The sequence below is a fragment of the Streptomyces sp. NPDC087859 genome (genome assembly GCF_044742595.1).
GTDB lineage: Bacteria > Actinomycetota > Actinomycetes > Streptomycetales > Streptomycetaceae > Streptomyces > Streptomyces canus_F.
In genome coordinates, this window is record NZ_JBIUUU010000023.1 from 17,075 (window position 1) to 39,867 (window position 22,793).

Annotated in this window: 19 protein-coding genes and 7 pseudogenes; 17 read left to right on the forward strand and 9 right to left on the reverse strand. The window is 68.0% G+C overall.

Translation table 11 applies throughout. The features are described 5' to 3' along the window. Positions 1-31 precede the first annotated feature (31 nt). From ACIOHP_RS41580 to ACIOHP_RS41595, 4 genes and pseudogenes are all read left to right on the forward strand, one after another. Complete coding sequence (locus ACIOHP_RS41580; protein ID WP_401895658.1) at positions 32-826, forward strand: cysteine hydrolase family protein; 795 nt, start codon at positions 32-34, stop codon at positions 824-826. Next, positions 820-1,929 carry an acetamidase/formamidase family protein gene (locus ACIOHP_RS41585; protein WP_401895660.1) on the forward strand — a complete coding sequence of 370 codons (1,110 nt, stop codon included), beginning with the start codon at positions 820-822 and terminating at the stop codon, positions 1,927-1,929. The genes ACIOHP_RS41580 and ACIOHP_RS41585 overlap by 7 nt, the downstream gene beginning before the upstream one ends. Positions 1,930-2,085: 156 nt before the next feature. Next, a pseudogene (locus tag ACIOHP_RS41590) lies at positions 2,086-2,166 on the forward strand (hypothetical protein); the annotation flags it as partial. A gap of 137 nt (positions 2,167-2,303) precedes the next feature. After that, positions 2,304-2,555 carry a hypothetical protein gene (locus ACIOHP_RS41595; protein ID WP_401895911.1) on the forward strand — a complete coding sequence of 84 codons (252 nt, stop codon included), beginning with the start codon at positions 2,304-2,306 and terminating at the stop codon, positions 2,553-2,555. On the opposite strand, the pseudogene ACIOHP_RS41600 reads toward ACIOHP_RS41595, so the two are convergent. After that, positions 2,449-3,252, reverse strand: a pseudogene (locus tag ACIOHP_RS41600) (IS701 family transposase); the annotation flags it as partial. The gene ACIOHP_RS41595 and the pseudogene ACIOHP_RS41600 sit on opposite strands and share 107 nt — an antisense overlap. A 47-nt stretch (positions 3,253-3,299) precedes the next feature. Next, entirely contained in the window at positions 3,300-3,566 is a 267-nt protein-coding gene (locus tag ACIOHP_RS41605) for a hypothetical protein (protein WP_328491558.1), read from the reverse strand. Between the two features lie 263 nt (positions 3,567-3,829). Here ACIOHP_RS41605 and ACIOHP_RS41610 point away from each other — a divergent pair. The 3 genes and pseudogenes from ACIOHP_RS41610 to ACIOHP_RS41620 form a co-directional block, all read left to right on the forward strand. After that, a pseudogene (locus tag ACIOHP_RS41610) lies at positions 3,830-4,216 on the forward strand (transposase family protein); the annotation flags it as partial. A 483-nt stretch (positions 4,217-4,699) separates the two neighbouring features. Further along, entirely contained in the window at positions 4,700-5,350 is a 651-nt protein-coding gene (locus ACIOHP_RS41615; RefSeq protein ID WP_401895661.1) for a methyltransferase family protein, read from the forward strand. A 79-nt stretch (positions 5,351-5,429) separates the two neighbouring features. Then, entirely contained in the window at positions 5,430-6,830 is a 1,401-nt protein-coding gene (locus tag ACIOHP_RS41620; RefSeq protein WP_401895663.1) for an NUDIX domain-containing protein, read from the forward strand. 110 nt (positions 6,831-6,940) lie between these two features. Here ACIOHP_RS41620 and ACIOHP_RS41625 read toward each other — a convergent pair. Next, positions 6,941-7,234: pseudogene (locus tag ACIOHP_RS41625) on the reverse strand (lantibiotic dehydratase); the annotation flags it as partial. A 774-nt stretch (positions 7,235-8,008) separates the two neighbouring features. Here ACIOHP_RS41625 and ACIOHP_RS41630 point away from each other — a divergent pair. Next, a complete protein-coding gene (locus ACIOHP_RS41630; protein WP_401895664.1) occupies positions 8,009-8,182 on the forward strand; it encodes a TetR/AcrR family transcriptional regulator C-terminal ligand-binding domain-containing protein in 174 nt (57 codons plus the stop codon). Positions 8,183-8,383: 201 nt separating this feature from the next. On the opposite strand, the gene ACIOHP_RS41635 is transcribed toward ACIOHP_RS41630, so the two are convergent. Both ACIOHP_RS41635 and ACIOHP_RS41640 read right to left on the reverse strand, forming a co-directional pair. Then, positions 8,384-9,025: a Rid family hydrolase gene (locus ACIOHP_RS41635; protein WP_401895666.1), complete on the reverse strand. Its 642-nt coding sequence runs from the start codon at positions 9,023-9,025 to the stop codon at positions 8,384-8,386. Further along, positions 9,022-10,632 carry a flavin monoamine oxidase family protein gene (locus tag ACIOHP_RS41640; RefSeq protein ID WP_401895668.1) on the reverse strand — a complete coding sequence of 537 codons (1,611 nt, stop codon included), beginning with the start codon at positions 10,630-10,632 and terminating at the stop codon, positions 9,022-9,024. The genes ACIOHP_RS41635 and ACIOHP_RS41640 overlap by 4 nt, the downstream gene beginning before the upstream one ends. 751 nt (positions 10,633-11,383) lie before the next feature. Between ACIOHP_RS41640 and ACIOHP_RS41645 the strand changes: the two genes are divergently transcribed. From ACIOHP_RS41645 to ACIOHP_RS41660, 4 genes and pseudogenes are all read left to right on the forward strand, one after another. After that, positions 11,384-12,274 (forward strand): MerR family transcriptional regulator, encoded by an 891-nt coding sequence (locus ACIOHP_RS41645; RefSeq protein WP_401895669.1) that lies wholly within the window; start codon positions 11,384-11,386, stop codon positions 12,272-12,274. A gap of 247 nt (positions 12,275-12,521) precedes the next feature. Further along, positions 12,522-12,707, forward strand: a pseudogene (locus tag ACIOHP_RS41650) (transposase family protein); the annotation flags it as partial. A 250-nt stretch (positions 12,708-12,957) separates the two neighbouring features. Then, positions 12,958-13,236, forward strand: a pseudogene (locus tag ACIOHP_RS41655) (transposase); the annotation flags it as partial. Positions 13,237-13,327: 91 nt separating this feature from the next. Further along, the gene (locus ACIOHP_RS41660) at positions 13,328-13,615 is read left to right on the forward strand and encodes a hypothetical protein (protein ID WP_401895919.1); all 288 of its coding nucleotides are present in this window, start codon (positions 13,328-13,330) and stop codon (positions 13,613-13,615) included. Between the two features lie 410 nt (positions 13,616-14,025). Here the strand turns inward: ACIOHP_RS41660 and ACIOHP_RS41665 are convergent, their stop codons facing one another. Then, on the reverse strand, positions 14,026-14,199 hold the full coding sequence (locus ACIOHP_RS41665; RefSeq protein WP_401895672.1) for a hypothetical protein: 174 nt from the start codon (positions 14,197-14,199) through the stop codon (positions 14,026-14,028). A gap of 256 nt (positions 14,200-14,455) precedes the next feature. Here ACIOHP_RS41665 and ACIOHP_RS41670 point away from each other — a divergent pair, with 256 nt between their 5' ends. From ACIOHP_RS41670 to ACIOHP_RS41690, 5 genes and pseudogenes are all read left to right on the forward strand, one after another. Continuing rightward, positions 14,456-15,181, forward strand: coding sequence for a response regulator transcription factor (locus ACIOHP_RS41670; RefSeq protein WP_401895675.1), 726 nt, complete (start codon positions 14,456-14,458; stop codon positions 15,179-15,181). Next, positions 15,178-16,653, forward strand: a complete 1,476-nt coding sequence (locus ACIOHP_RS41675; protein ID WP_401895676.1) for a sensor histidine kinase — start codon at positions 15,178-15,180, stop codon at positions 16,651-16,653. The genes ACIOHP_RS41670 and ACIOHP_RS41675 overlap by 4 nt, the downstream gene beginning before the upstream one ends. 242 nt (positions 16,654-16,895) lie before the next feature. After that, positions 16,896-18,236, forward strand: coding sequence for a DUF3500 domain-containing protein (locus tag ACIOHP_RS41680; protein WP_401895677.1), 1,341 nt, complete (start codon positions 16,896-16,898; stop codon positions 18,234-18,236). Between the two features lie 261 nt (positions 18,237-18,497). Continuing rightward, positions 18,498-19,030, forward strand: a pseudogene (locus tag ACIOHP_RS41685) (DUF58 domain-containing protein); the annotation flags it as partial. Between the two features lie 311 nt (positions 19,031-19,341). Further along, positions 19,342-19,968: a TetR/AcrR family transcriptional regulator gene (locus ACIOHP_RS41690; protein WP_401895912.1), complete on the forward strand. Its 627-nt coding sequence runs from the start codon at positions 19,342-19,344 to the stop codon at positions 19,966-19,968. Positions 19,969-19,981: 13 nt separating this feature from the next. Here the strand turns inward: ACIOHP_RS41690 and ACIOHP_RS41695 are convergent, their stop codons facing one another. The 3 genes from ACIOHP_RS41695 to ACIOHP_RS41705 form a co-directional block, all read right to left on the reverse strand. Further along, the gene (locus ACIOHP_RS41695) at positions 19,982-20,902 is read right to left on the reverse strand and encodes a LysR substrate-binding domain-containing protein (RefSeq protein WP_401895680.1); all 921 of its coding nucleotides are present in this window, start codon (positions 20,900-20,902) and stop codon (positions 19,982-19,984) included. A gap of 101 nt (positions 20,903-21,003) precedes the next feature. After that, positions 21,004-21,939, reverse strand: a complete 936-nt coding sequence (locus tag ACIOHP_RS41700; RefSeq protein ID WP_401895683.1) for a dihydrodipicolinate synthase family protein — start codon at positions 21,937-21,939, stop codon at positions 21,004-21,006. Between the two features lie 30 nt (positions 21,940-21,969). Then, positions 21,970-22,755 carry an SDR family oxidoreductase gene (locus ACIOHP_RS41705; protein WP_401895685.1) on the reverse strand — a complete coding sequence of 262 codons (786 nt, stop codon included), beginning with the start codon at positions 22,753-22,755 and terminating at the stop codon, positions 21,970-21,972. Between the last annotated feature and the right edge of the window lie 38 nt (positions 22,756-22,793).

Consider the following 22,793-nt stretch of genomic DNA (forward strand, 5'->3'; position numbering starts at 1 on the left):
CCTTGTGAGCTGCCGTATGAAGGAGCATCAGTTGCTCAGCCCGACTCGCGGCCTGATCGGCCCCAACACCCGCAACAGCTGGCAGGCGGACGCAGAGGGCGTGCGCCTGGCGCGCCCCGCCCGCCCGCCCCACCTCGTCACCACCGAGGCACTGCCCCGGACAGTGACCTTCGATCTCGCGGCCACCGCCCTGATCGTCGTCGACATGCAGAACGACTTCTGCCACCCCGACGGCTGGCTCGCCTCCATCGGCGTCGATATCACCCCCGCCCGCGCGCCCATCCCCGTACTCGCCGACCTGCTGCCCCGGCTGCGAGCCGCCCGGGTCCCCGTCATCTGGCTCAACTGGGGCAACCGCCCCGACCGCGCCAACCTGCCGCCCGGCGTGCTGCACGTCTACGACCCCGACGGCCGCGGCGTCGGCATCGGCGCTCCGCTGGCCTCCGGCGCCGGCCGGGTACTGGAGCGGGGCAGCCCGTCGGCCGCCGTGGTCGACGAACTCAAGCCCGCCGACGAGGACCTGCACATCGCCAAGTACCGGATGAGCGGTTTCCAGGACACCGAACTCGACAGCGTGCTGCGCAACCTGCGCGTCGACACCCTGCTGTTCACCGGCGTCAACGCCGACCAGTGCGTCCTGGCGACCCTCATGGACGCGGCCAACCTCGGCTACGACGTCCTGCTCGTCGAGGACGCCACCGCGACGACCTCCCCGCCCTTCTGCATGGACGCCACGCTGTACAACGTGCGCCAGTGCTTCGGCTTCACCCTCACCGCCGACACCCTGAGCCGGGAACTCGAGACCGCGGCGGGTGAACCGTGCTGAACCTGCTCCAACCCGGCCATGGCCCCGTCGACGGCGACCACTATCTGACCGCCGACCCCAAGCTCATCCACTGGGGACACTTGCCCAACGCCACCGCCGAGCCTGTGCTGACCGTCGCCTCCGGCGACACGGTCACCCTCGACACGATCAGCCACGAGGGGATCCTGGCCGACCAGGGCCGCGATCCCGGCGCCTTCTTCGGTGCCGCCGGCATTCCCGCGGCCGGTCTGCTGCACGACACCGTCGAACTGGCCGCCTCCGCCCGCGAGCACGACTCCGCCGTCCACGGCCCGCATGTGGTCACCGGCCCGGTCGCGATCCGTGGCGCCCGCCCCGGCGACGTCCTGGAGGTCGAGGTCCTGCGTCTGCGCCGCAGAGCCCCGTACGGAGTGATCAGCAACCGCCACGGCAAGGGCGCTCTGCCGGGTGAATACCCCCAGATCCCGGCCGGATGGCCCGCTGGCGCTCCCGTTCCCGCGGTCAGCCTGGTGGCCACCGTCGGTCCCGACGGTCTCGGTCGGCTGCCGGTCGGCGACGGCCGCCACCTCTCCTTCCCGCTGCGCCCCTTCCTGGGCATCATGGGCGTGGCTCCTGCGACCAAGGCCGTCGTGCACTCCGTGCCGCCCGGCCCACATGGCGGCAACCTCGACGTCCGCCACCTCGGCACCGGAGCCCGTCTCTGCCTCCCCGTCCAGGTCCCCGGTGCCCTCTTCTATGCGGGTGACCCGCACTTCTCCCAGGGCGACGGAGAGGTGGCCCTCACCGCGTTCGAGGCCCCACTGCGAGCCACCCTGCGGCTGACCCTGCACACCGACCCCGCCACCCGCGCACTGGCCGCTCGCCTGCGCGCCCCCTTTGCCGAGACCGAGACCGAACACCTCGTCCTCGGCCTCGACCCTGACCTCGACGAGGCCATGCGCCACGCCGTCCGCGACGCCCTGACCTTGCTCGCCGACCGTTATCGCATCCCCGGCCACGTCGCCCTGGCCTACCTCAGCGCAGCCGCCGACTTCCACGTCTCCCAGGTGGTGGACGGAGTCAAGGGCATCCACGGCCGGCTACCCAAAGCCCACCTGGCGTCCCTCGACACACCCGCGCGGTGAGCCTCCTGTCGCCGGTGAGGGGAACGTGACCGTCCGCGTGTCCCGGGTCGCGGCGCCCGGGGGTCACCACCGACTCCTGAGCCGGTCGTCACTGATCGGCGGCTTGAACTGCTGCGTGAGCAGTGGGCGACGGCTCCGCACGAGGGCGGGGTCATCGTGATCGACGATTGCGGGGACCGCAAGGACGGCACGGCCACCGCGCAGGGGGGCCGGCAGTGGCTGGGCCGGCTGGGCAAGACGGACAACGGCATCGTCACGGTGAGCACGGTGTGGACCGACGGCCGTGTGTACGACCCGCTGCACGCCACCCCTGACACCCCGCTCACGACTTCGCCCACGGCCGGTCCGACCCGGCTTGCCGGACGAAACCGCAGCTGGCCGCCGCTCTCGCGGTCCGGGGGAAGGAGGCGGGCATCGGCTGCCGGGCGGTGGTCGCCGACTGCGCCTACTCCGTCAGCGACGACTGGTATCTCGCACTGCGGGCGGTCGGCCTGGCCTACGTGGTCCCAGTCGCAGTCGAATATCCCGGCCGTGGGCTCCCGCGCCGCAGGAACGACGCTTCCACTCCTGCCGCGGCAGGCCGGGGAACAGGTCGTGGACGGGGTGGTCGATGGCCCAGCGGGTGACGACGGTGTCGTGCCAGGTGTTGGCCATGACGTGGAAGACGTCCGCCTGTTCCAGTTCGAACCGCCAGCCCTTGCTGAAGCCGTAGGCGGCGTCGGCCGTCACCCAGCCGAATGGGATCTGGTCGGCGAGGGCCCGGTGGACCATCGCCTTGGCCACCTTCGTCTCGAAGGTGAGGGTGTCGTCGATGCCTGCCCGGCGGCACCGTTCCCGGTCGTCCGTCCAGGAGGTGGGCAGATACAACCGTCGGTCGATGAGCGTGCGTCCGCGATCTGTGGCGTAGGCGAGGAACATCCCGATCCGGCTGTTCTCGGTGCGGCCGGCGGTGCCGGAGTACTGCCTTTGCACCCCGGCTGAGCGGACGCCCTTCTTCAGGAAGCCGGTGTCATCGACGATCAGGACGGCATCGTGGTCTCCGAGATGTTCGACGACGTAGTCGCGCACGTCGTCCAGGACCTCGTCGGCGTCCCACTCGATCCGGTTCAGCAGCCGGTGGATGCGATCGGGACCCGCGTGCCCGGCTTCCTCTGCCAGCGTCCATCCGTTCTTGCGCTGCAGTGGCGCCACAAGCCCGCACATGTAGGCCAGCGCCGACTGGCGCGGCTCCTCTCGGTTGAACCGGTGCACGAACCGCCCATGCAGAGCGTCCAGTTCACCCGCCCGCAACCTGACGCCAGCAAGGTCCCCGCCCGTAACCACACCAACAACCGAGCTGGCCAGCAGTCACGGCAAGCACCGTTGCACTACTAAGCCAGTAGAGCGCCGAGGAGCAGACCGCCGATCAGGCCGACAGCGCTGACCACGAGGGCGGGCACGGCGAGCCGCTCGTGCCGGACGGTCTTGGCGATGATGGCCAGTATCAAGCCGATCACACCGAAGACGATCGGAAAGAAGAGCAACGAGATCACACCCAGCACCATCGCGATGATGCTCAGCACGTTGCCGGTCGCCGTGCCCTGCGGTGCACCGTGGGGCTGCTGCCCGGTCGGTCGGTCGCCATACTGCGTGGTCATCTGTCTCTCCTTCGACTGATCGCACTCAGACCCGATCCCGGCATGGATCGGCCACCCTACGGTTGCCCGCGATTCCCGTGTAAACACCGCGACTTGAGGTCGCGGTCACCATGACCGCAGTGGGAGCCGTACGGTCATTACTGGTGCCGCCAGGAACGATCGCGGGTGTGTCAATTTGACGGCCCTGTCTGACATTCGGTGGTGACGGAGCGTCGTGACGCGTCGTTGACATTGGCGTGAGGGATGTCAACGCGCTTGTCCAGATGGTGTTTTCGGGTCTGTGCCCGCTGGTCATAGACGATGTGGTCGATGAGGGTGAGCGGATCGTGGTGCGGGCGCGGACGCCGCTGGACATGGCGCCGTGTCCGGTGTGATGGGTGTCGTCGGGGCGGGTGCATGGCTACCACTGGCGGACTGTGGCTGACGTGCCGGTCGACGGGAGGCGGGTGGTGGTCAGTGTGCGGGTGCGGCGTCTGGTGTGCCCCACGCGCGGCTGCCGACATACCTTCCGCGAGCAGGTGCCCGGAGTGCTCGACCGGTACCAGCGGCGAACCACTCGTCTGACCAGGCAAGTCAAGGCCGTGGTCAAGGAGTTAGCGGGCCGGGCGGGGGCACGTTTGCTGGCGATACTCGCGGCGGGCGTCTCGCGGATCTTGCGGCCGTCTGGTGTGAAGGCCGCCGCGCCCCTCGAACGGGCTGACGTCGGAGGACCTGTGGGAGGACGATGGAGGCGGCGTTCACCTTGCGGGAGACGCAACCTCCGCCCGCCCAGCCCTGAGGGAGGAACAACGCCTGGAAGGGCCCGACGGCCACTGTCGTTGTCGTCGTCGATCCGTACCGTGACGGACAGTGCGGAGGTGATGTCCTCGGCGGCACGTCCGGTGTCGGCAGCCGCTTTGCGGACGCTCGCCGGATAGGCGCCCGGTCCCCGCGACGTCAGGACGCACCCGGACCGGGAGAACGATAACTCACGGGACAGTTCTTCGGTGGTCATGCTCCCTGCTGTGCTGCCGATGTTCGCGGCTGCGCATCTGGGCTGAGTTTCAATACGCCTCAAATCGAGGTCGAAAAAGGCTCAACATCTAGTATCCCATCCTGGCGGACGAGCGCCTTGCGTCAGTACCTTACATGCTATGGTCATATCTGCGATAGCACTGTTCATCATAGGTACGGCTTTGACGCTCGGGCTACGCACATGGGTTCAATGGAAACGCACCCGGGATACCGGGCACCGACACGATCCGGCGCCGCGGGTTTCCGCACAGTGGTGGTCCCAGCAACTGGTGCTCCTCAATAATGCTCTGGTCGCCGCAGGGCCGATAGCGGCTCTTTTCGGGCTCTCCCCGCTTCCCAGTCTCGATCACACGGCGCTGAATGTTTCCGGAGTGTTGATCACCGTGGCCGCCCTCACTTTCACCGTGGCGGCACAATTCCACATGGGTGATTCCTGGCGCGTAGGCGTGGACCGGGAGGAACATACATCGCTGGTGGTCGGCGGGTTCTTCGCATTTGTCCGAAACCCCATTTTCGCCGGGTTCGCGGCCGGGAGTGCAGGTATGGCGTTAATGGTGCCGAACCTTTTCTCTCTCGCCGGTTTTGTCAGTTCGGTCGTTTCCGTGCAGGTCACGGTGCGTCTGGTCGAGGAGCCTTATCTGGTTGCCATGCATGGGGAGGACTACATCCGCTACGCCGGCAAGGTCGGGCGCTTCGTCCCCGGCGTGGGGCGACTGAGGCACGCGGAAGACCGGTACGCCTCCGGCCGTCAGGTCAGTACCGAGTCGTAGCTACCGGGCATTTTGATCAGTGCACGCCAGGAGAGCAGAACGCGAATTCTTAGCTAACCACAACGCAGAAGGATCCATCATGCTGAATTTCGTTGGCGGAATGGTGATGGACCCGCGCGACCGTGTCCTGATGGTGCGCCGGGCCGATCACGTCGACCACATGGCCGGCCTCTGGTCGCTGCCGGGTGGCGCGCTCCGGCCGGGGGAGTCCGATCATGAGGCGGTGGTGCGGAAGGTCCTGGGCGAAACCGGTCTGGAGGTCGTCGTCGAGTCACCGTTCGGCACTGTCAACAGGAAGGGGCTACGGGCCACCGCCTACCGGGCCAGAGTGGTGGGCGGGCAGGTCCAGCAGGGTATCGACAAGGGCATTGTCGAGTGCCGGTTCTTCGCCCTCGACGAGGTTCCCGAGCGAACCGTGCTGGAAGCGGGCATGGCCCTTGCGTACCACCGGCTGAAGAACTCGGCGAAGCTGGGCGTCAGTGAGTATTCGGCGATCGTCGACAACCTCTTCTCCAACCTGTTCTACTCCTATCTCGACCCCGTACTCGAGACGCTGGATATCGAGAACCTTTCGGATTTCTCCTGGTTGATCAGGAGCACTCCCCGGCGTAAATTCAAATCAGTCATTCCATTTCTTATGTCGGACAGGAGTGATCGGGCCAGAGAATTCGCGCTGGTCGGAGAAATGTATATCGCACTCTGCACCATGATCGATGACATCGGCGACTCCCGCGATGAGCGCTATGGATTCCCAACCGCACACCGCCACTTCGGCCGTCCGTATGTCATTGCCCTCATTTCCGGAGCCGTCGAGTCGCTGCGCAAGGACCTCGCCAAGAGGTACGGAGACGCGTATGCGGAGACAATGTCCGACGCTCTCCTCACCTTCAGTCGTGCCCAGGCCAGGAGATTCGCCGGGGATTACCTGGACATCCCCAGCTACTTCGACAACTGCGTCAAACGGAACAACATCATGGGTGTGGCGTGGGCGGCCGGACTCCGGGAAACCGGGCAGGATTTCATGGCGGACTTCCTGTACGCCATGCACCGCGCGGTGATCCCGTCCAGCCAGATGATCAACGATTACTACGACATCGCTCGGAAGGAATTTCGCGACTTCCGCGCCGGGGTGCACAGTTACTGCACACTCAAGCTTGCCGCCGAGTATCCGGATCGAAAGGAACTGGAGGACCTACTCGCGCGCCGGACCGAACCCACAGCGGAGAGCAGGTATCACGAACTGCTGGCGGAGTACGACATCGTCGAAAAGGTACGCCGCGACATCTGCGCCGCCCTGGCGGAACTCGACGGCACCATCGAGAACGCCCCGCTCTCCGACGCTCAGAGGACCGTACTCACGTGCTGGAACGACATCCCGCGTATGAACGGGTTCGACGCCGGTGACTTCACCGACGATTTCACGGATCGGGCGCTGCGCTTCGTCGACAGCTTGGACCAGCTGTGCGAAACGCTGTCCTGAGCGGACCTGGTGGGCGGCTCGGGCTCCGACGCGATGGCCGGGGACTTTTGGTGGACCGGGGTGAGGTGATCCACCCATCTGCAGCCCGCCCTCGACGCGCGGCGCCATCGCTACCCGTGAACAAAGCCGGTGGCGACTGATCGAGAGGAGAGATAGGGGGTGCACGGCTGGGCATGGCACCGAAGAACGATGCCTGTGCCGACGCGAAGCGCGGGCTCGGTGCCTATTCGTACGGCCGCGACGCCGGCGATCAGGCCGAACGGGGTCGCCCGCGTGCGAGCACGCAGCAGATAGCGCAGCACGGCGACCACCGTGCGCCGCACGGCAGGGGCCGGTATCGCCCGGTGGGTGCAGACGTGGTCCACCCGGTTTGCGAAGTCGGGGCTGGCTGTCTTAACGGCCGCCGCCGGATGCGGGTGAGCATCGGCGGCGGCCGCGTGGTGCGAGAACGGCGCTGGCTCCCCTCACATCGCCGCCTCGCACTGACCGTCCTTCCCACCCTCCCCAGGGTGTGCGGGAGTTCACCCTGGGCTCGAAGCGGAGCGGGGAGGACGAAGGGCTGGAGCTGCGTTGTCGGCGATGCGGCTCCAGCCGCTCACAGTGGCCGGATATTCGCTACGGCCCGGAGGCCGATGTCTGCGGGCCGACAGTCCGTCGCCGGCCGCGTGGCCCGTTGAGGGGTGAGGGCCCTGTTCGGAGCATAGATGGGGTCGTGGCGGTCCGGCAGCATGCGATTCAGACGGCTGCGGCAGGCGGGAGGGCTCCGGTCGCCTCCGTAGGACGGCACCGTATTCGTCAGCCCGCGGCGGCCGGGCGGCCTGAAGATTTAGATGGCCGCGAGGGGCGCGGATGAAGGTGTGGTCTGTATTGCGGCGCACTGTGTGGCAGTGCGTGGTGACGACGCCGTCGTGCAGCGTCAGGCTCTGCGCTGTGCTCTGGCTTGTGCCGGCCACGGCAATGTGGCCGGGGAGTTCGATCGCAGCGCGTTTGGCTGCGAAGTCGGCTGCTTGTTGGGCGAGTTCGTGGTTGCCCACGGACCACCGTCCGTCGTTCATCGACCGGCACGTCTGCGGCTGTCCGCCAGTGATAGCCGTGCACGCGTTGCGACGGGGTCCCACACACCGGGTAGACCGGCTCGCGAGCGGTTCTGGAGTCGCCGCTTCGCCACCGGATCCGTGGTGCTCGACTGTGCAGAGCAGCGGGGCGAGTTGTGCCCAGGTATCGATTGGAGTCCGGTGGCGGAGGCGTTGAGAGGCCCGCCCCGCATGCGGCCGCTGTTGACCCGGGAGGCGGTCGACGACGTGCTCCTGGAGGTCGTGGTCGACTTGGTGCTCGCCGATGCCGGGAGGTGACGGGCGGGGCGCGTCCTGCGGCGGTCGGCGGTGCTGTCAGTCGCATGGCGGCTCAGCTGGAGCCGCGGCGGCGAGTGTGGGTGCCGCGCGAAGCTGGGGAGGAGCTGCCCGCCAGGAGCGCGGCGGCAGGGGGACGTCGATTCGGAGCCGGGCCCGTCACGGGCCCGGCTCTTGGCTGCAGTTGCCGCGGGCTTGCGCCCGTCAGCGCTTCTTGTACGCGGCGGTGACCTCGACCTCCACCAGCCAGCCCTTGACGGCCAGCGACGCGACCTCCATTGTCGCGCGCGCGGGACGGCCCTTGTTGGCGACCAGCGGTGCCTTGGGGGCGGAGGTGCCCATCGGGACCGGGACGATCTCCTTCGAGGTGAGGTCGATGTTGGCGAAGTACTGGCGGTACGCGCGGTTCCATCCTGCGTAGTCTGCGGTGTCGGAGCCGGGCGGTTTCATCAGGTAGCACTTCATCGTGATGACGTCGGCCAGGGTCAGGCCCGCCGCTTCGAGGTTGGTCTTGATGTTGCGCAGGACGACGAGTGCCTGGGCCTCGGTGACCGTGACTCCCGTGGTGCCCTGAGTGAGGGCCGGGTCCGTGTAGAGCTCGGGTGAGCCGGCCGGCGCGGACGGGTTGAGCGTGGTCGGACCGAGGCCGCTGCTCTGGTAGGCCGCCACCTCACCGCCGGTCGCCACTCCGGTGGCGATGGCCGGGTTGGACTGGCCCTCGGGCAGCATGACGCGGACCTCTTTGGGGCCGGGCCACCAGCCCTTGCCCTCGGCGAGCGCGGTGCCGCCGGTGAGGAGCGAGGCGGTCAGGACCGTACCGATCGCAACCTTCGTGCGTCGCTTCATGCGGCCATCGCCCTTACGTGGATGTCGGTCACGACCTTGCGGGCCGAGGTGAAGGCGCCGTGTTGCCAGGCGATGACATGGCTGAGCCAGTCGCCGGCGAAGTAGACGTGCCCGGCGGGCTGGTTGAGCAGCTTGTACTCGGGACCGGTCTGCGAGGGCCAGCCCACCCAGCCGGCCTCGATGTGAGGCGTGCGGTGCCAGGCCACACTGAAGGAGTGATCGAGTTCGGTGCGGTACTTGTCGCCGTGGATCTTCACTCCCCGGCTCACCGCCCGCGCCACGCGCTGGGCGTGCGGCAGATCGCTGTACGCGACGGCGTTGGCACCGAAGTTGTAGTAGCCGATGAGTGTGCCGCGGCGGCCCTGGTAGCCGTACGAGGGGTACCAGATGGTGGACAGGTCCGTGTCGGTCGGCGTGATGCCACCGTAGATGTGCTCGTCCGTCTCCCACCAGCGGCTGCGGTACTCGAGCCCGACCTTGCCGACGGGGGTCGGGACGGCGTACTTCAGCGCCGCGGTGATGTCGGCCCCCAGGTTGTGCTTGAGGCGGGCCATGACCATCGGCGGCATCGCCGCGACGACGAAGTCGGCGCGCTGGGTGCGGGTACGGCCGCCGGTGTCCTTGTACGTGACCTCGGCACCGTCCGGCAGGTCCTTGACCTCCACCACCGCGGCGCCATAGGTGATGCGGTGCTGGCCGATCGCCTTGGCCAGAGCGTACGGGATCGCGTCCATGCCGCCCACCGGCTGGAACATCAGCATGGCCTGGTCGTAGCCGAGTTCGAAGGCGAAGCGCTGCCCCACGCCGCTGGCGACGACGTCCGACAACGACGGCACCGGGCCGAGGACCGTGCCGTCCTCGAAGGCCGCGCCCGGTTCAACGGAGTAACCTCGCCGGTCGGTGCCGGTGTAGGCATAGCCGTCGGCCTTGCCCTTGATGGCGCCGAAGCTCTGCAGGAACGCGATCAGCCGTTCCTTGTCCTGGGCGGTCAGTCGCGCGTCGAGAGCGCCCTGGTCGGTGGCCTTGGCGAGCAGTTCGGAGAGGTAGCCGTAGACGTCTGCCTTCGCCGTGCGCCAGCGCATGGGCTTGCCCGCGAGGGCGGCACTGCTCTCGTGGTAAATGTATGCGTTGGCGTTCTGGTTGGTGAACACCTGGAGTTCGACACCGAGTTCGCGGCAGTACTCGAGAGTGACGTGGGACTGCGGCAGCCGGGCCGGGCCCGCGTTCATGTACTGGCCCTTGGTGAACGACGCCGTCTGGGTACGCCCGTCGAGGTCGGTCAGCTTCGTGCCGCCTCGGACCGTCCAGTTACGGCCCCCGGGACGATCGTTCGCTTCCAGAATCCGGCAGTCGTATCCGGCCTTGCCCAGCTCGTACGCCGTTGCCAGACCGGCTATGCCGCCGCCGAGTACGAGTACCTTCTTGCCGCCGCGCCCGGTGAGCGAGAAGTCGCTCTGCTGGGGCGCCCGGTACTCGTCCGCCCGTACGTCGGGCACCGGGGCGAGCCCGAGTGCGCCCATCGCCGAGTACAGAACTCCCGCGCCACCTGCGACGCCGACGGATCTCAGGAAGTTGCGGCGGGATGCGGGGGATTGCTCTGCAGCCATCAATTCCTCCTCATCCGAACCCCGGGGCGCGCGCCGTCCGGGGAGCGGTCGTTCGGTCAACCCGGTCACGTGGGGGGCGAGTTACTGAGGAGACCGGAGGTGCGTCGCCATGAGCCTCCGTCAGGACTGTTACATCGCCATGCCACTGACGTAACCGGTCCGAGCCGCACGCTGCGAACCAGGAGTGAAGAGCGGGGCGGGGTAGAGCGGTACCGACCGGGGTGGTGTGTGTCAACGGCCATTTCGTTCGGCTCTGATCAATCTGGAGGACGTCTCGGTAGAGCAGTTCTGCCGTGTCGTCGACGTCGAGGCCGGTCGCGACGGCTCGCCTGGCCGCGCTGAGGTCGTGCAGCGGGCCAGGAGGAGTCCGGTGGGTGGCCACCGCGTGCGCGACGTCGATGATCCTCGTGATCATCTCCTGCTGGAAAGGCTCGGCCCAGGACAGGGGCTTGCCGCCGAACGGAGTGCCCCGTACCAGGCTGAGGGGGCCTTCTCCAAGTCCGGCACACCGGCTGGTCCTTGGGACAGCTCTGGTGTCGGCGGTCAGTGGGAATTCCCCAGCGCCGGCCACTTGGCGGGGAGCTATCTGGCCGCCGGTGGTCACTCTGCGTTCCCGGATGGTTCGTCGTTCTTGATCGGTCCCGGCGGCAGCTCGGGCCTGGTTCCGGTGGCACCTGGATGGGGTTGTTGCACATGCCGTAGCGGCATGTGGTGGGGTCGGGGCACCACAGCACGAAAGGCTCTGTCTGCGATGTACCCCTCCCTCACGCCTCCCCGGCAGGTCAAGATCGGTGATGCCGCTGCGTTCGCCGGGATCACCCCACGCGCCATCCGCCACTACCACGAGATCGGTCTGCTGCCGGAGCCCGAGCGCGGCGGGGACGGCCGCCGCCGCTACGGCTATGACGACATGACCCGCCTGCTGTGGATCCGCAAGATGGCTGATGCCGGTATCAGCCTGGACGACATGCGGGCCGCCTTCGGCGAAGCCCGGGACGAAGCCGGAGACGAAGCCCGGGACCAGGCCCCGGATATCGAGTCGGTCCTGAGCAGGCTGGAGGAAACCCTGGCGGCGCAGGAGGCCGCCATCAAACGTCGGCGCGCGGCTGTCCAGCGCCTGCAGGCGGTGGGCAGCCCGCTGGGGCTGCTTTCCGAACTGGTCACGGACCGGCTCAGCCACCTGCCCCCGGGCGCGTTGCGCCCCTCCGACCTGGATGCCCTGCTGGTCACGGAACGGATTTTCGGGCCGCTGGGCGCCGCCATCCAGGCCGGCACGTTCATCGTGCTGGCCACCCACCCCGAGCTGCGGGCCGAGGAGGACCGTCTTGAGGCGGCCGAGGCCGCCCTCGACGACGGTGTCGATCCCGACGACCCGCGGGTCGAAGAGCTCGCCGTTCAGCGATGCGCTCACCAAATGGCCCTGAATCAGGCTATCGAGGCAGCTGGTCTCGACGCGGCCGAGGAGGAGATCTTCGAGGTCTACGACGCCGACCTGACAGGGGAGGAGGGCACAGAGATGAGTGCCGCCGCAGCGATCACCAAGATGCCTTACGACTTCTCTCCTGCCCGGATGCGCTGCGTGGAACTCGCCGGACGGCTCTTGGGCGAGGCCCTTGCCGACGTCGACTGCGCGGACAGGTGATCGCCTGTGCCTGGCACTGACGTGGCCCGACAACCGGTCGCGTTCATCCGGATGTGACCGATCGGGTCAGACGTCGAGCCCGGGCCGTAACCAGGAGTGGCATCACAACTGGCCGTGCGTGGGGATTCCGAACGGTTCTGATCCACTTCTTGTGGGGTGGTGACGTTGCGTCACGAGCTCGTGGAAGAATGCCTGTTCGTGTGATTGCAGCGTGCTCTCGGTGGCCTTCCCTCATCTGGCGTCGGTGATGGTGGAACAGGTCCTGGTCGACGATGGCGGGGTGGCGCTCACGGCGCGTACGGCGACCCGGGAGACTGCCTGCCCCGGGTGCGGCACGCTGTCTGGCCATGTCCACGGCGGGTATCGGCGACGGTTGGCCGACCTGGCAGTGGCTGGGCGGAAGGCCGTGATCAACCTGGGGGTGCGGCGGTTCCTGTGCCAGGCGGCGCCGTGCGCACGCCGTACGTTCGTCGAGCAGATAGACGGGCTCACCGAGCGGTTCGCGCGCCGCACTCCCGCACTCCGTCGGACGTTGGAGCGGATAGAACTGGCGCTCGCGGGACGTCCGGCGGCCCGGCTGGCCGCGCTCCTGTCGGTCCCCGTCAGTGCGAACTCGCTGATCAGGATGGTGCGCAGGCTCCCGGACAAACAGTCCTCAGTCGCTCCGCGAGTGATGGGTGTGGATGATTTCGCGTTCAAGAAGGGCCAACGTGTACGGCACGATCATCTTGGACGTGGAGACCGGCGAGCGTGTGGACGTGTTACCCGACCGCACCTCGGAGAGACTCACCGCCTGGCTGCGCGCCCATCCCGGAGCCGAGATCGTGTGCAGAGACCGAGCCAGCGCCTACGCCGAAGCCGTCCGCACCGCCTGCCCCGACGCCACGCAGGTCGCGGACAGGTACCACCTCTGGAAGAACCTATGCGAAGCCGTCGAGAAGCGCGTCGCCCAGCACCGCACGTGCCTCACCGAGCCCGCCGAGGACACGAGCACCAATAGCCCCGCCGCCCTGAAGGCCGGGCCCGGCCGCCGATGGCGTACCACAAGAGCCCGTGGATGGGCTGCGCACGATCAAGCGACGCGAGCGCCACGCAGCGGCGCATGCCCTGTACGACAAGGGCGTGCAGAGCGAGGTGATCGCCAAGACCCTCGGGCTCGACCGCAAGACCGTGCGCCGCTACGCGCACGCCGCCACCCCCGAGGACGCATCCTCGCGCGAGCCCTCACCTCGCACGGAAGGTGTGCTCCGTCCGCGGGTGGTCGGCGTCCGGGAGGTGTTCAGGGTCCCGGCCCTTTTGAGAAGGGTCGAAATGCTTGTTCGCTCGTACCGGTGTGCGTGAGTATCGGTGCGCCGTCAGCGGTCCTGCCTGGTGCGCGGGGGCGAGGTCTGGCGGCCGTTCATCAAGAGGCCCCGCCGGGGCTGTCAGCTTTCGACCAGGGGATGACGATCCTCGGCAAGGTCGTCGGCGTCCTGCGTGTCCTCTGAGGTGCCGGAAACCCTAGGAGATCCCGTTGTCGCTCCTGCCAAGCTGAGCCCCACCGAAGGGGAGTAGGTCAGAGGCGCGCCCGATTGTTTGACGGGCCGGTGAGGTGGGACGCGCCTGCCGCCCACACCAGCAGGTGCTCACGACCGCTCTCCGGCCAGCCCACCAGGTCGGGGACCACGGCGAGCGGCGCCGGACCAGCTGCTCGACCACCTCGTCGGCTACGGCCTGCATCCCGGCGTAGCGCGGGCGCAATGCCCGGGGCGTCAGCTCCCCGTGCGCACACTGCGCAGGTGCTCCTGCAGCGCGCCGTTGCTCAACAGCGTCGCCACGGGAACGCCCTCGGGCGGGGGCGTCCATCGCGACGCCCCGCCGGAGTAGAACGTCTCCTGATCACCCAGCGCGGCGCGGTCCTCGGCGTAGAGCGGCAGCGCGTACATCTTGTGGCCTCCAGGCAGAGGACCGGAGCGGTTGGCAATGCCAGGAGTGGGCACAGCCGCCTTCGGCAGGAACTCGTTGTCCAGGGCTCCGGCGCCGCGACGGAGTCATGCCGCGGGGCTGCGGCTGAACGCGCACAGCCACGCATGGACCGGTCGGCGAGACGTCTGAGGCCGCGGCATGTCCCCGGGCGCCGATCCACAGGTCTTTCCAAGGCGTAGCACAGGAGGCTCCAGGCAACTCCGACAGGATCGGAACATGCCTGCCACTTCCGGAAATCACGAGGCCCTGATCCGCGTGCTGATCGTTGATGACGAGCCCGGGCTTGTCGAGACGCTGTCCGTGGTCGTCAGCGAGGCGGGCTGGCGGCCCTACGTGGCGGTCGACGGGGAGAGCGCGCTGAGCACCGCACACGGCTGTGCACCGCACGCCGTCATCCTGGACGGAATGCTGCCTGGCCTTGACGGCGTGCAGGTGCTGCGGCGGCTGCGCTACGAGAATCCCCACCTGCCCGTGCTCATGCTCACCGCCCGGGACGCACTGGAACACCGGATCGACGGCCTCTCCGCGGGTGCGGACGACTATGTGACGAAGCCGTTCTCGTTGGAAGAGGTCGTGCTGCGGCTGCGCGGCCTGCTGCGCCGGGCCGGCGTCGAGGACGGGAAGGCTGACAAGTCCGTCCTGACTGTCGGGGATCTGGTCCTGGTCGAGAAGACGCGGGAGGCGCACCGCGACGGGACGCCCATCGAACTGACCGCCAAGGAGTTCGACCTGCTGTGGCTGCTGATGAGCCACCCGCGGCAGGTGCTGAGCAAAGCCCAGATCCTCGACCTCGTGTGGAGCAGTTCCTTCGATGCCAGTGGAAACCTCGTGGAGGCGTACATCTCCAACCTGCGTAGGAAGATCGACAAGAGCCGTCCTCCGATGATCCATACGCTGCGCAGGATGGGCTACACCATCAGGCCGGCCGGGGAGGACAGATGAGTCCCAGGATGCCCGGGCGCTCCCTGCGCACACGTCTGTTGCTGTCCATCGGCCTCACGCTCGCCGTTGTGTGTGCCGCGATGGCGCTCACCACCATCTACGCCCAACGTGCCTATCTGCTGGGCAACCTGGACCAGCGAGTCAGCGACGCCGCCGAGCGCAGCCAGGGCGGTCTCCAGCGCCGGACGGGAGACGCCACGGACCTGGGCTTCCTGAACGAGCGGGGACAGCCGGCAGGCACCATCGCCGCCCGCCTCGACGCCGAGGACGATGTCGTCGCCGCCGAGTTCGTCGACCAGGACGCCGTTCCGCAACCCCTCACTGCCGCCCAGGTCGCCGCGCTGGACGGCATCCCCACGGACGGATCCCTCCACACCCGGGCGGTCCCCGGCTTGGGCACCTACCGTGTGACCGCCATCGACGGCGAGGGCCAGCCGGTCCTCGTCGGCCTGCCCATGGACGACGTACAGAACATGATCAACGGCCTGGTCGCGGTCGAGGCCGGTGTGGCAGCCGCCGGGCTGGCCGTCGCCGGGTGCATCTGCGCCGTCGTCATCCGGCGCCAGCTCCGGCCGCTGAGCAGGGTGGCCGCCACGGCGGTCGGGGTCTCCCGTGCCCAGCTGAGCCACGGCAAGGTCACCGGACTCCTGCGGGTGCCCGAACGAGATACCGACTTCAGGACCGAGGCCGGAAAGGTGGGCGCCGCCCTCAACCGCATGATCGACCACGTCGAGTCCTCACTCGCCGAACGCCAGCGCACCGAGGAACGCATGCGCCGCTTCCTCGCGGATGCCAGCCACGAATTGCGCACGCCGCTCGCCTCCATCGTCAACTACGCGGCCCTGATGGACCGCGGCTCGGACAAGATCGAACCAGAACTCGCCTGGCGCCGCGTCTCCGCCGAGTCCGTGCGCATGACCGCTCTGGTGGAGGACCTTCTGCTGCTCGCCCGGCTCGACGAGGGACGGCCACTCAGGCGGGCAGAGGTGGATCTCGCCACCCTGGTTGCCGAGGCCATGTGGGATGCGCGGGCCGCCGGCAGTGAACACGAGTGGCAGATCGCGGTGTTCCTTGACGCCCCCGCAGTGGTGATCGGCGACGCGGCACGACTGCACCAGGTGGTGGCCAACCTGCTCGCCAACGCCCGCATGCACACGCCGCCCGGAACCACGGTGACGGCCACCGTCGAGGCGGCGGAGCGGTCATGCGTCATCCGGATACACGACGACGGGCCCGGCATCCCGCCCGACCTCCTCCCCACGGTCTTCGAACGTTTCACCCGCGCCGACACCTCCCGCTCCCGCACCACGGGTGGGGAGGGCGGAACCGGCCTGGGGCTGGCCATCGTCAGCGCCATCACTTCGGCTCACGAGGGTCGCATCAGCGTCGAGAGCGAGCCCGGCCGTACGGTGTTCACGATCGAACTGCCATCCGCGGTCACCGCCGACGCGCTGCCGCCGCAAAGCGGCTGACACCGCACGAGGCACGGGCCCCAAACGGCTCCAGGACCGCGCCGAGGGGCGGGGAACACCCGCCTGCGAACTCTCAGCGATCTCACATACAACCAGGTCACCCCACGGTTGCAGGACAGTCCACGCCACGTTACCCAACCCCTGGAAGCCTCAATTCAGTTTCAAATCAGGTTGCTCCGCCAGAGTCGTTCTCGCACGGCCGTCCGACATGGACGTGCCAACGACGAAGGGAGCCGACGACTATGTCCGATCTTGACACCGGGGAGTCCGCGGCGCACGAGCCGCAGTCGGAGACCGGTCGCCGAGCTCACGCGAGCCGCCGCAACTTCATGCGGAAGGTCTTCTTCGCCAGCGGCGCCACGGCCGTCGCGACGATGGGCGGCGCCGGCGCCTGGGCCGCGCTGGCCGACGACGCCACCGGCACGGCCGACCCCACCGCCTCCGCCACGCCCAGTGGGGCGCCCAGCGGCGGTCCGGGCGGCGGCGCCGCCGGTCCCGGCAACCAGTCGATCACCGAGGACTTTTTCGGCCTGACCACCGACGGCAAGCGGATCGATGACCTCTTCACGATCCACTCCACCGGCGTCCAGACAGCTCCGGTGATCGCCGCCGCGAACGCCTTCCTGGCCGGGCTCACCGACACCCAGAAGTCCTCGACGCAGTTCACGGTCCACTCCACCGAGTGGCGACTGTGGAGCAACATCGACTCCTACGAGCGCCAGGGCGTGGCCCTCGCCGACCTGACGGATGACCAGAAGGCCCTGGGTACCGCCCTGTTGAAGTCGGCGCTCAGCGCCGATGGCCTGGAGACGACGGAGAAGATCCGAAAGATCAACCAGGCGGCCGGCGAGGCCATCGGCAATACGAACGCCTTCAACGAGGACGCCTTCTACTGGACCGTGATGGGCACCCCGTCCGACAGCGAGCCCTGGGGCTTCCAGTTCGACGGCCACCATCTGGTCATCAACTACTTCATCCTCGGCGACCAGGTCGTCATGAGCCCTTGCTTCTGGGGCTCCGAGCCCACCTCGATGGAGATCGACGGCGAGACCGTGACGGTCTGCCACGAGGAGGTCGTCGCAAGCCTCGCCTTCATCAACTCCCTCACCGACGCCCAACAAGCCGTCGCCATCGAGTCCTCGACCAAGTCGAACGAATCCATGAAGGCAGGTGCCTTCTCGGACAACACGATCCAGGCATACACGGGCCTGCGTGGCAACAAGCTGACTGCCGGCCAGAAGAAGAAACTGCTCGGCATCGTCGAGGCCTTCGCTGGCCGCGCCAAGGCCGACGTTGCGAAGGCCCGGATGGCCGAGGTCCGCAATCACCTCAACGACACCTACGTGACCTGGGCCGGAGGCATCGAGGCCGACTCTGCCTTCTACGTCCGGGTGCACAGCCCGGTTGTCTGGATCGAGGTCGACTGCCAGGCCCCCGGCCCGCTCGCGGGCGCGTACGGAGCCACCCAGGGCAGCGGCGCGACCCAGATGCACGTGCACTCCGTCATCCGTACCCCCAACGGCAACGACTACGGAAGAGAGCTCCTTCGACAGCACTACCTGACGTCGCCGCACCACCAGTGACGTAGCAACCGAGCATTCCCCCGTCATCGCAAGGGCCGTACCCACTCCGGGTGCGGCCTCGTGCTTCACACAGAACAACAGCCCTCCACCGTTCACCGGGCCTCGTCGCCCCGACGAACTTCCGCCACAAGTCATTGAAATGTCGCAGCAGAATCGGCGCCCGACCAGCTCTGTGCAAGTCGGCCAACTGCCAAGCCTTGTGCACCGCAAACAAGGTTTCAGAGAACTGGCTACTCAAATCCCCAGTGCGCTCCGGCGCCGATGATCACACCCATCGATTACGGAAGTAGTCGTCGTCCCACTTCGACCCGGATTCGACCCACATGCGCAAGGGTAGGCGTGAGCCCCGTGGCTTGTCCGCCCCCGAGGCCGAGGCTGGGATCGTAAGGCCGAGTGAGGCCTCGGGCCTCAACTCGAGTGGAGCCTCGGGTCACACCTCCCCCTGGACTGTCCGCGTCCTGCCCCCGTTCGCCAGCCGCAAGCACCTCCCCTCGAAGCTCGCCCGGCTACGCGAGCTCGACGGCCGCACCAGCGTGCTCACCCGCGGCGAGGGCACAGAATTCGACAGCCTTCGCGAATGCGTCCCCGGCGACGACACCCGCTCCATCGACTGGCGCGCCACGGCCCGCCAGTCCGCAGTCGCCGTACGCACCTGGCGCCTCGAACGCGACCGCCACATCCTCGTCGTCCTCGACACTGGCAGAACGTCAGCCGGCCGTGTGGACGACCCGTCTGACCTCTCCCGTCGTCTCTATGTCTCCCAGACGATCGCCGGAGCCGCAGCGGCTGCCGGGACCGTCGGTTACGGCACCTGTGGCGTGCTGCGCGGGCCCGAAGTCAAGCGGGTCACCGTCGGCCTCCTCGACCGTGTCGAATCCGGCGAACAGCGCTCCGAACGGCGCACGACGCTCACCGCACTCGACGTTCTACAAGCTCGCTGACCAGTCCGACTGCGCTGAGAAGGTGTCAGGCGGGTTCGCTGGTCTTCATATCGGTTACGGTGTTGCTGTTATGGCTGTTTGAGGAGGTGGGACGTTCCGTGGCAGAACCAGTTCCTGCGCGGGCGGGCGCGGCGTCGGCTCGGCGTTCTCCCGGGCGGCCGCCGGTGCCGTTGGAGCGCATCGTCGCTACAGCACTGCGGATCGTGGACGAGGATGGCTCCGACGCTCTGTCGATGCGGACGCTGGCTCAGCGTCTGGGCTCGGGCACGGCGACGCTGTATCGGCACTTCGACAACCGGGCGGCCCTGATCGCTCACGTCGTGGACCGCATGTTCGGCGTCGTGGAGCTGAACAGCGACGAGCTCCTCGCGATGGGCTGGGAGCGGGCGCTGCGGACGGTCGCGCACGCCATGTTCGACGCCTTGGCCCGGCACCGGAACGCGGCGCGCTTGATGGTCGAGCAGATTCCGCTGGGGCCGAACGCCATGGCGCTGCGGGAGAGCTGTGTCGCGGTGTTGCTCGACAGTGGTTTCCCGCCGCGAGTTGCCGCGTACGCGTACGCGACGCTGGCCCGCTACGTCCTCGGGTTCGCCGTACAGGTCAACGGGCCTGGCGGCGCGGGACGCCCCGACGACACACAGGCGGAGGCCGCCTTTCGGGGCGTGGATCCGGATCTGTTCCCGGCCACCGTCGCCGTTGCCGGGGTGATGCCGGTTCCGATCGAGGACGAGTTCTCATTCGGCCTCGACCTGCTTCTCATCGGGCTTGCTCGCCTGCGCGACGAGGCCTGACCGAGCGACGTGATCACTCGGACCAGTTCTGGAATCGGACCGCTCCTTCAGGCAGATCGTGCTCCGCGGTCAGTGGCAGCTCCACGGCGGTGAGCATGTCCCGGTAACGTTCCGCCAGTTGGGAAGGGAGCTTTCTGCTGAAAACCACCAACTCCCGGAAGTAGCCGGACCCGATCCGCCGTGCATGGCGCGACCAGCGCAGCGGTACCGCGTTCTCCGGTGCCACCGTCACTCCGATTCCCTCTACCGCGAACAGGAGCGCGGCCGACACCTGGCCCGTGCGCGCCACGGCACGCGGAGTGAACCCGAAGTGGCGCGTCAGGCGGTCCACCACTTCGCTCATGCCCTGTTCCGGCTCGTACAGCACCCAGTCGGCAGAAGCGAGTTCGGCCGGGCTCGCCGACCTGCCTGGCGGGTACTCGGCGGAGCCGATCACCACCATCTCCTCGTACCCGAGGGAATGGACCGGGCCTTCCCACGGGTGGGGTCGTGGACCGACCGCGATGTCGCCCTGCCCGCCGCGCATGGCCTCCTCGAGGTCCCGGCGGTGTGAGTAGTCGTGCAGCCGCAGCAACGTCGAGGGGTATGTCGAGTGCCAGCGTCCCGCGGACGGCGGCAGGATGCCCGAGGCGACGGACCGCACGGTCAGGACATGGACGTCGCCCTTACGGCCCTCGACCACCTCGCGTACCGAGTCCCGGGCGTCCTGGACGATTCGGAGGACGTCCTGCGCCCGCGGGAGAAAGACTCGGCCGGCGGGGGTCAGCGTCACTCCCTGTCTGCCACGTTCCAGCAGAACCGCGCCCAGTTCCTTCTCCAGGGCTCCGACCTGCTGGGAAAGGGAGGGCTGCGTGACATAGAGGCGTGAGGCCGCTGCGCTGAAGGAGCCGGCCTCCCACACGGCGAGGAAGTACTCCAGCTGACGTAGCTGCATCCGATTAAGCTACTGGAGCGGAGGTCGCGGGTCGCGTGTGCGGTGTGCCGATACTGGTCGGCGTCGGCGCGCACACTCCGGTACGCGGGGGGCACTGCGCATCATGCCGTGACCACCACCCTGCTGTCCTTGCGGGCCAGTCGGGTCAGCAGGTAGTCGACCTCGCTGCGTGCGCGCGCAGACAGTGCCGCCCCGGGCTTGCGCTGGCTGTCGGAGGCCAAGATTCCGCGACGCTTCATCACATACTTGCGCACCGCCAGGCCGACGCCTGGTTGCTGTTCGTAGCGCAGCAGGGGCAGGTGGGCGTCGAAGACGTCGTGGGCGGCGTCACGGTCGCCGGCGGCGGTGTGGCGTACCACGTCGACGAGGAGTTCGGGTACGCAGTAGCCCGTCATGGCGCCGTCGGCTCCGCGTTCCGTCTCGAAGTCCAGGAAGAGGCCGCCGTTTCCGCACAGGATCGACAACCGGGGCATCGCTCCGTCGGCCTGCAGCTTGCGGAGTGCGCTGATCTTGTCCAGGCCCGGCCAGTCCTCGTGTTTCAGCATCACGCATCCGGGTGCGGCGGCTGCGATGCGGGCGATGACAGTGGGGGTCATGACGACGGAGAAGGAGAGCGGGTAGTCCTGGATCACGAAGGGCACGTCCCCGCCGATGGCGGTCGACGCGCCCTCGTAGTAGCTCACGATCTGGTCGTCGATCCGCAACGTGTTCGGCGGGGCGATCATGACGCCGGTGGCACCGGCCGCCATGACGTCGGCCGTCAGGGCCCGCATGGCGGCGTAGCCGGGTGCGGAGACGCCCACGACGATCGGCAGGTCGGTGCGCTTGATGACGTACTGGACGATGCGCACGCTCTCCTCGTGGGACAACTTGGGTGCTTCACCCATCTGCCCCAGCAGGGTCAAACCGGTGACACCGGCGGATCCGTAGAAATCGATCAGCCGGCCGAGTGAATCGAAGTCGATCGCACCCGACTCATCGAAGGGAGTCGGTGCGATCGCGTAGACGCCCGTGGTGTCGCGGGACAGTGCTGCCATTTATGCCTCCTTGAATTCCGATTTCTGTTTTCAGAGGCTCGCGATGAGGCCGCCGTCGACACGAATGACCGAGCCCGTGATGTAAGAGGCCTGACTGCTTGCGAGAAAAGCGACGGCTGAGGCGTATTCGCGCGGGTCGCCGTAGCGGCCCACGGGGATCGAAGCGACGCTCTCGGCGGAGGTCTCCTCGACGGACCTGCCCTCCCGCTCGGCCTTGGCCTCGTCGAGGAACTTCGTCCGCCGGGTGCCGATCCGGCCGGGAACGACCACATTGCAGGTGACGCCGTCGGCCGCCACTTCCCGCGACAGCGTCTTGGACCAGCCGAGCAGGCTGCCCCGCAGGGCGTTCGACAAGCCCAGGTTGGGGATGGGGGCGATCACGCCGGAACTGGCGCTGGTGATGATCCTGCCCCAGCCGCGGCTCCTCATCACCGGTGTCACCCTGTCGCTGATCGCGATCACCGACATCACCATGGACCGGAAGTGCCGCAGCCAAATCTCCGGCTCCTGCCCGCCCACCGGCGAGGGCGGCGGCCCTCCCGTGTTGTTGACGAGGATGTCCACAGGGCCGAGCGCCTCCTCGACCGTCGTGATGTGCCGGTCGATCGCGCCCAGATCCCCGAGGTCCCATTCCACAGACACGGCCTTTCCGCCCGAACAGGCCACCGCTTCGACGGTGCGCTCGGCAGCCTGGGGACTGATGTCCGCCACGGCGACACCGGCGCCCTCCGCGGCGAGGGCCTGCGCGATGGCGCCGCCGAGGCCCCCTCCGCCGCCCAGTACCAGTGCGGTCTTGCCTGAGATTCCCAGATCCACAGCTTCACTCCTCGGGCGGGGACGGTTCCTCGGCCGTA

What these genes read in the sequence shown, in the direction of transcription:
- ACIOHP_RS41640 (WP_401895668.1), bottom strand. Translation starts at nt 10,632, where the DNA reads ATGGCTGCAGAGCAATCCCCCGCATCCCGCCGCAACTTCCTGAGATCC.
- ACIOHP_RS41665 (WP_401895672.1), bottom strand. Translation starts at nt 14,199, where the DNA reads ATGTACGCGCTGCCGCTCTACGCCGAGGACCGCGCCGCGCTGGGTGAT.
- ACIOHP_RS41680 (WP_401895677.1), top strand. Translation starts at nt 16,896, where the DNA reads ATGTCCGATCTTGACACCGGGGAGTCCGCGGCGCACGAGCCGCAGTCG.
- ACIOHP_RS41605 (WP_328491558.1), bottom strand. Translation starts at nt 3,566, where the DNA reads ATGACCACGCAGTATGGCGACCGACCGACCGGGCAGCAGCCCCACGGT.
- ACIOHP_RS41615 (WP_401895661.1), top strand. Translation starts at nt 4,700, where the DNA reads ATGGTCATATCTGCGATAGCACTGTTCATCATAGGTACGGCTTTGACG.
- ACIOHP_RS41620 (WP_401895663.1), top strand. Translation starts at nt 5,430, where the DNA reads ATGCTGAATTTCGTTGGCGGAATGGTGATGGACCCGCGCGACCGTGTC.
- ACIOHP_RS41700 (WP_401895683.1), bottom strand. Translation starts at nt 21,939, where the DNA reads ATGGCAGCACTGTCCCGCGACACCACGGGCGTCTACGCGATCGCACCG.
- ACIOHP_RS41645 (WP_401895669.1), top strand. Translation starts at nt 11,384, where the DNA reads ATGTACCCCTCCCTCACGCCTCCCCGGCAGGTCAAGATCGGTGATGCC.
- ACIOHP_RS41695 (WP_401895680.1), bottom strand. Translation starts at nt 20,902, where the DNA reads ATGCAGCTACGTCAGCTGGAGTACTTCCTCGCCGTGTGGGAGGCCGGC.
- ACIOHP_RS41635 (WP_401895666.1), bottom strand. Translation starts at nt 9,025, where the DNA reads ATGAAGCGACGCACGAAGGTTGCGATCGGTACGGTCCTGACCGCCTCG.
- ACIOHP_RS41675 (WP_401895676.1), top strand. Translation starts at nt 15,178, where the DNA reads ATGAGTCCCAGGATGCCCGGGCGCTCCCTGCGCACACGTCTGTTGCTG.
- ACIOHP_RS41670 (WP_401895675.1), top strand. Translation starts at nt 14,456, where the DNA reads ATGCCTGCCACTTCCGGAAATCACGAGGCCCTGATCCGCGTGCTGATC.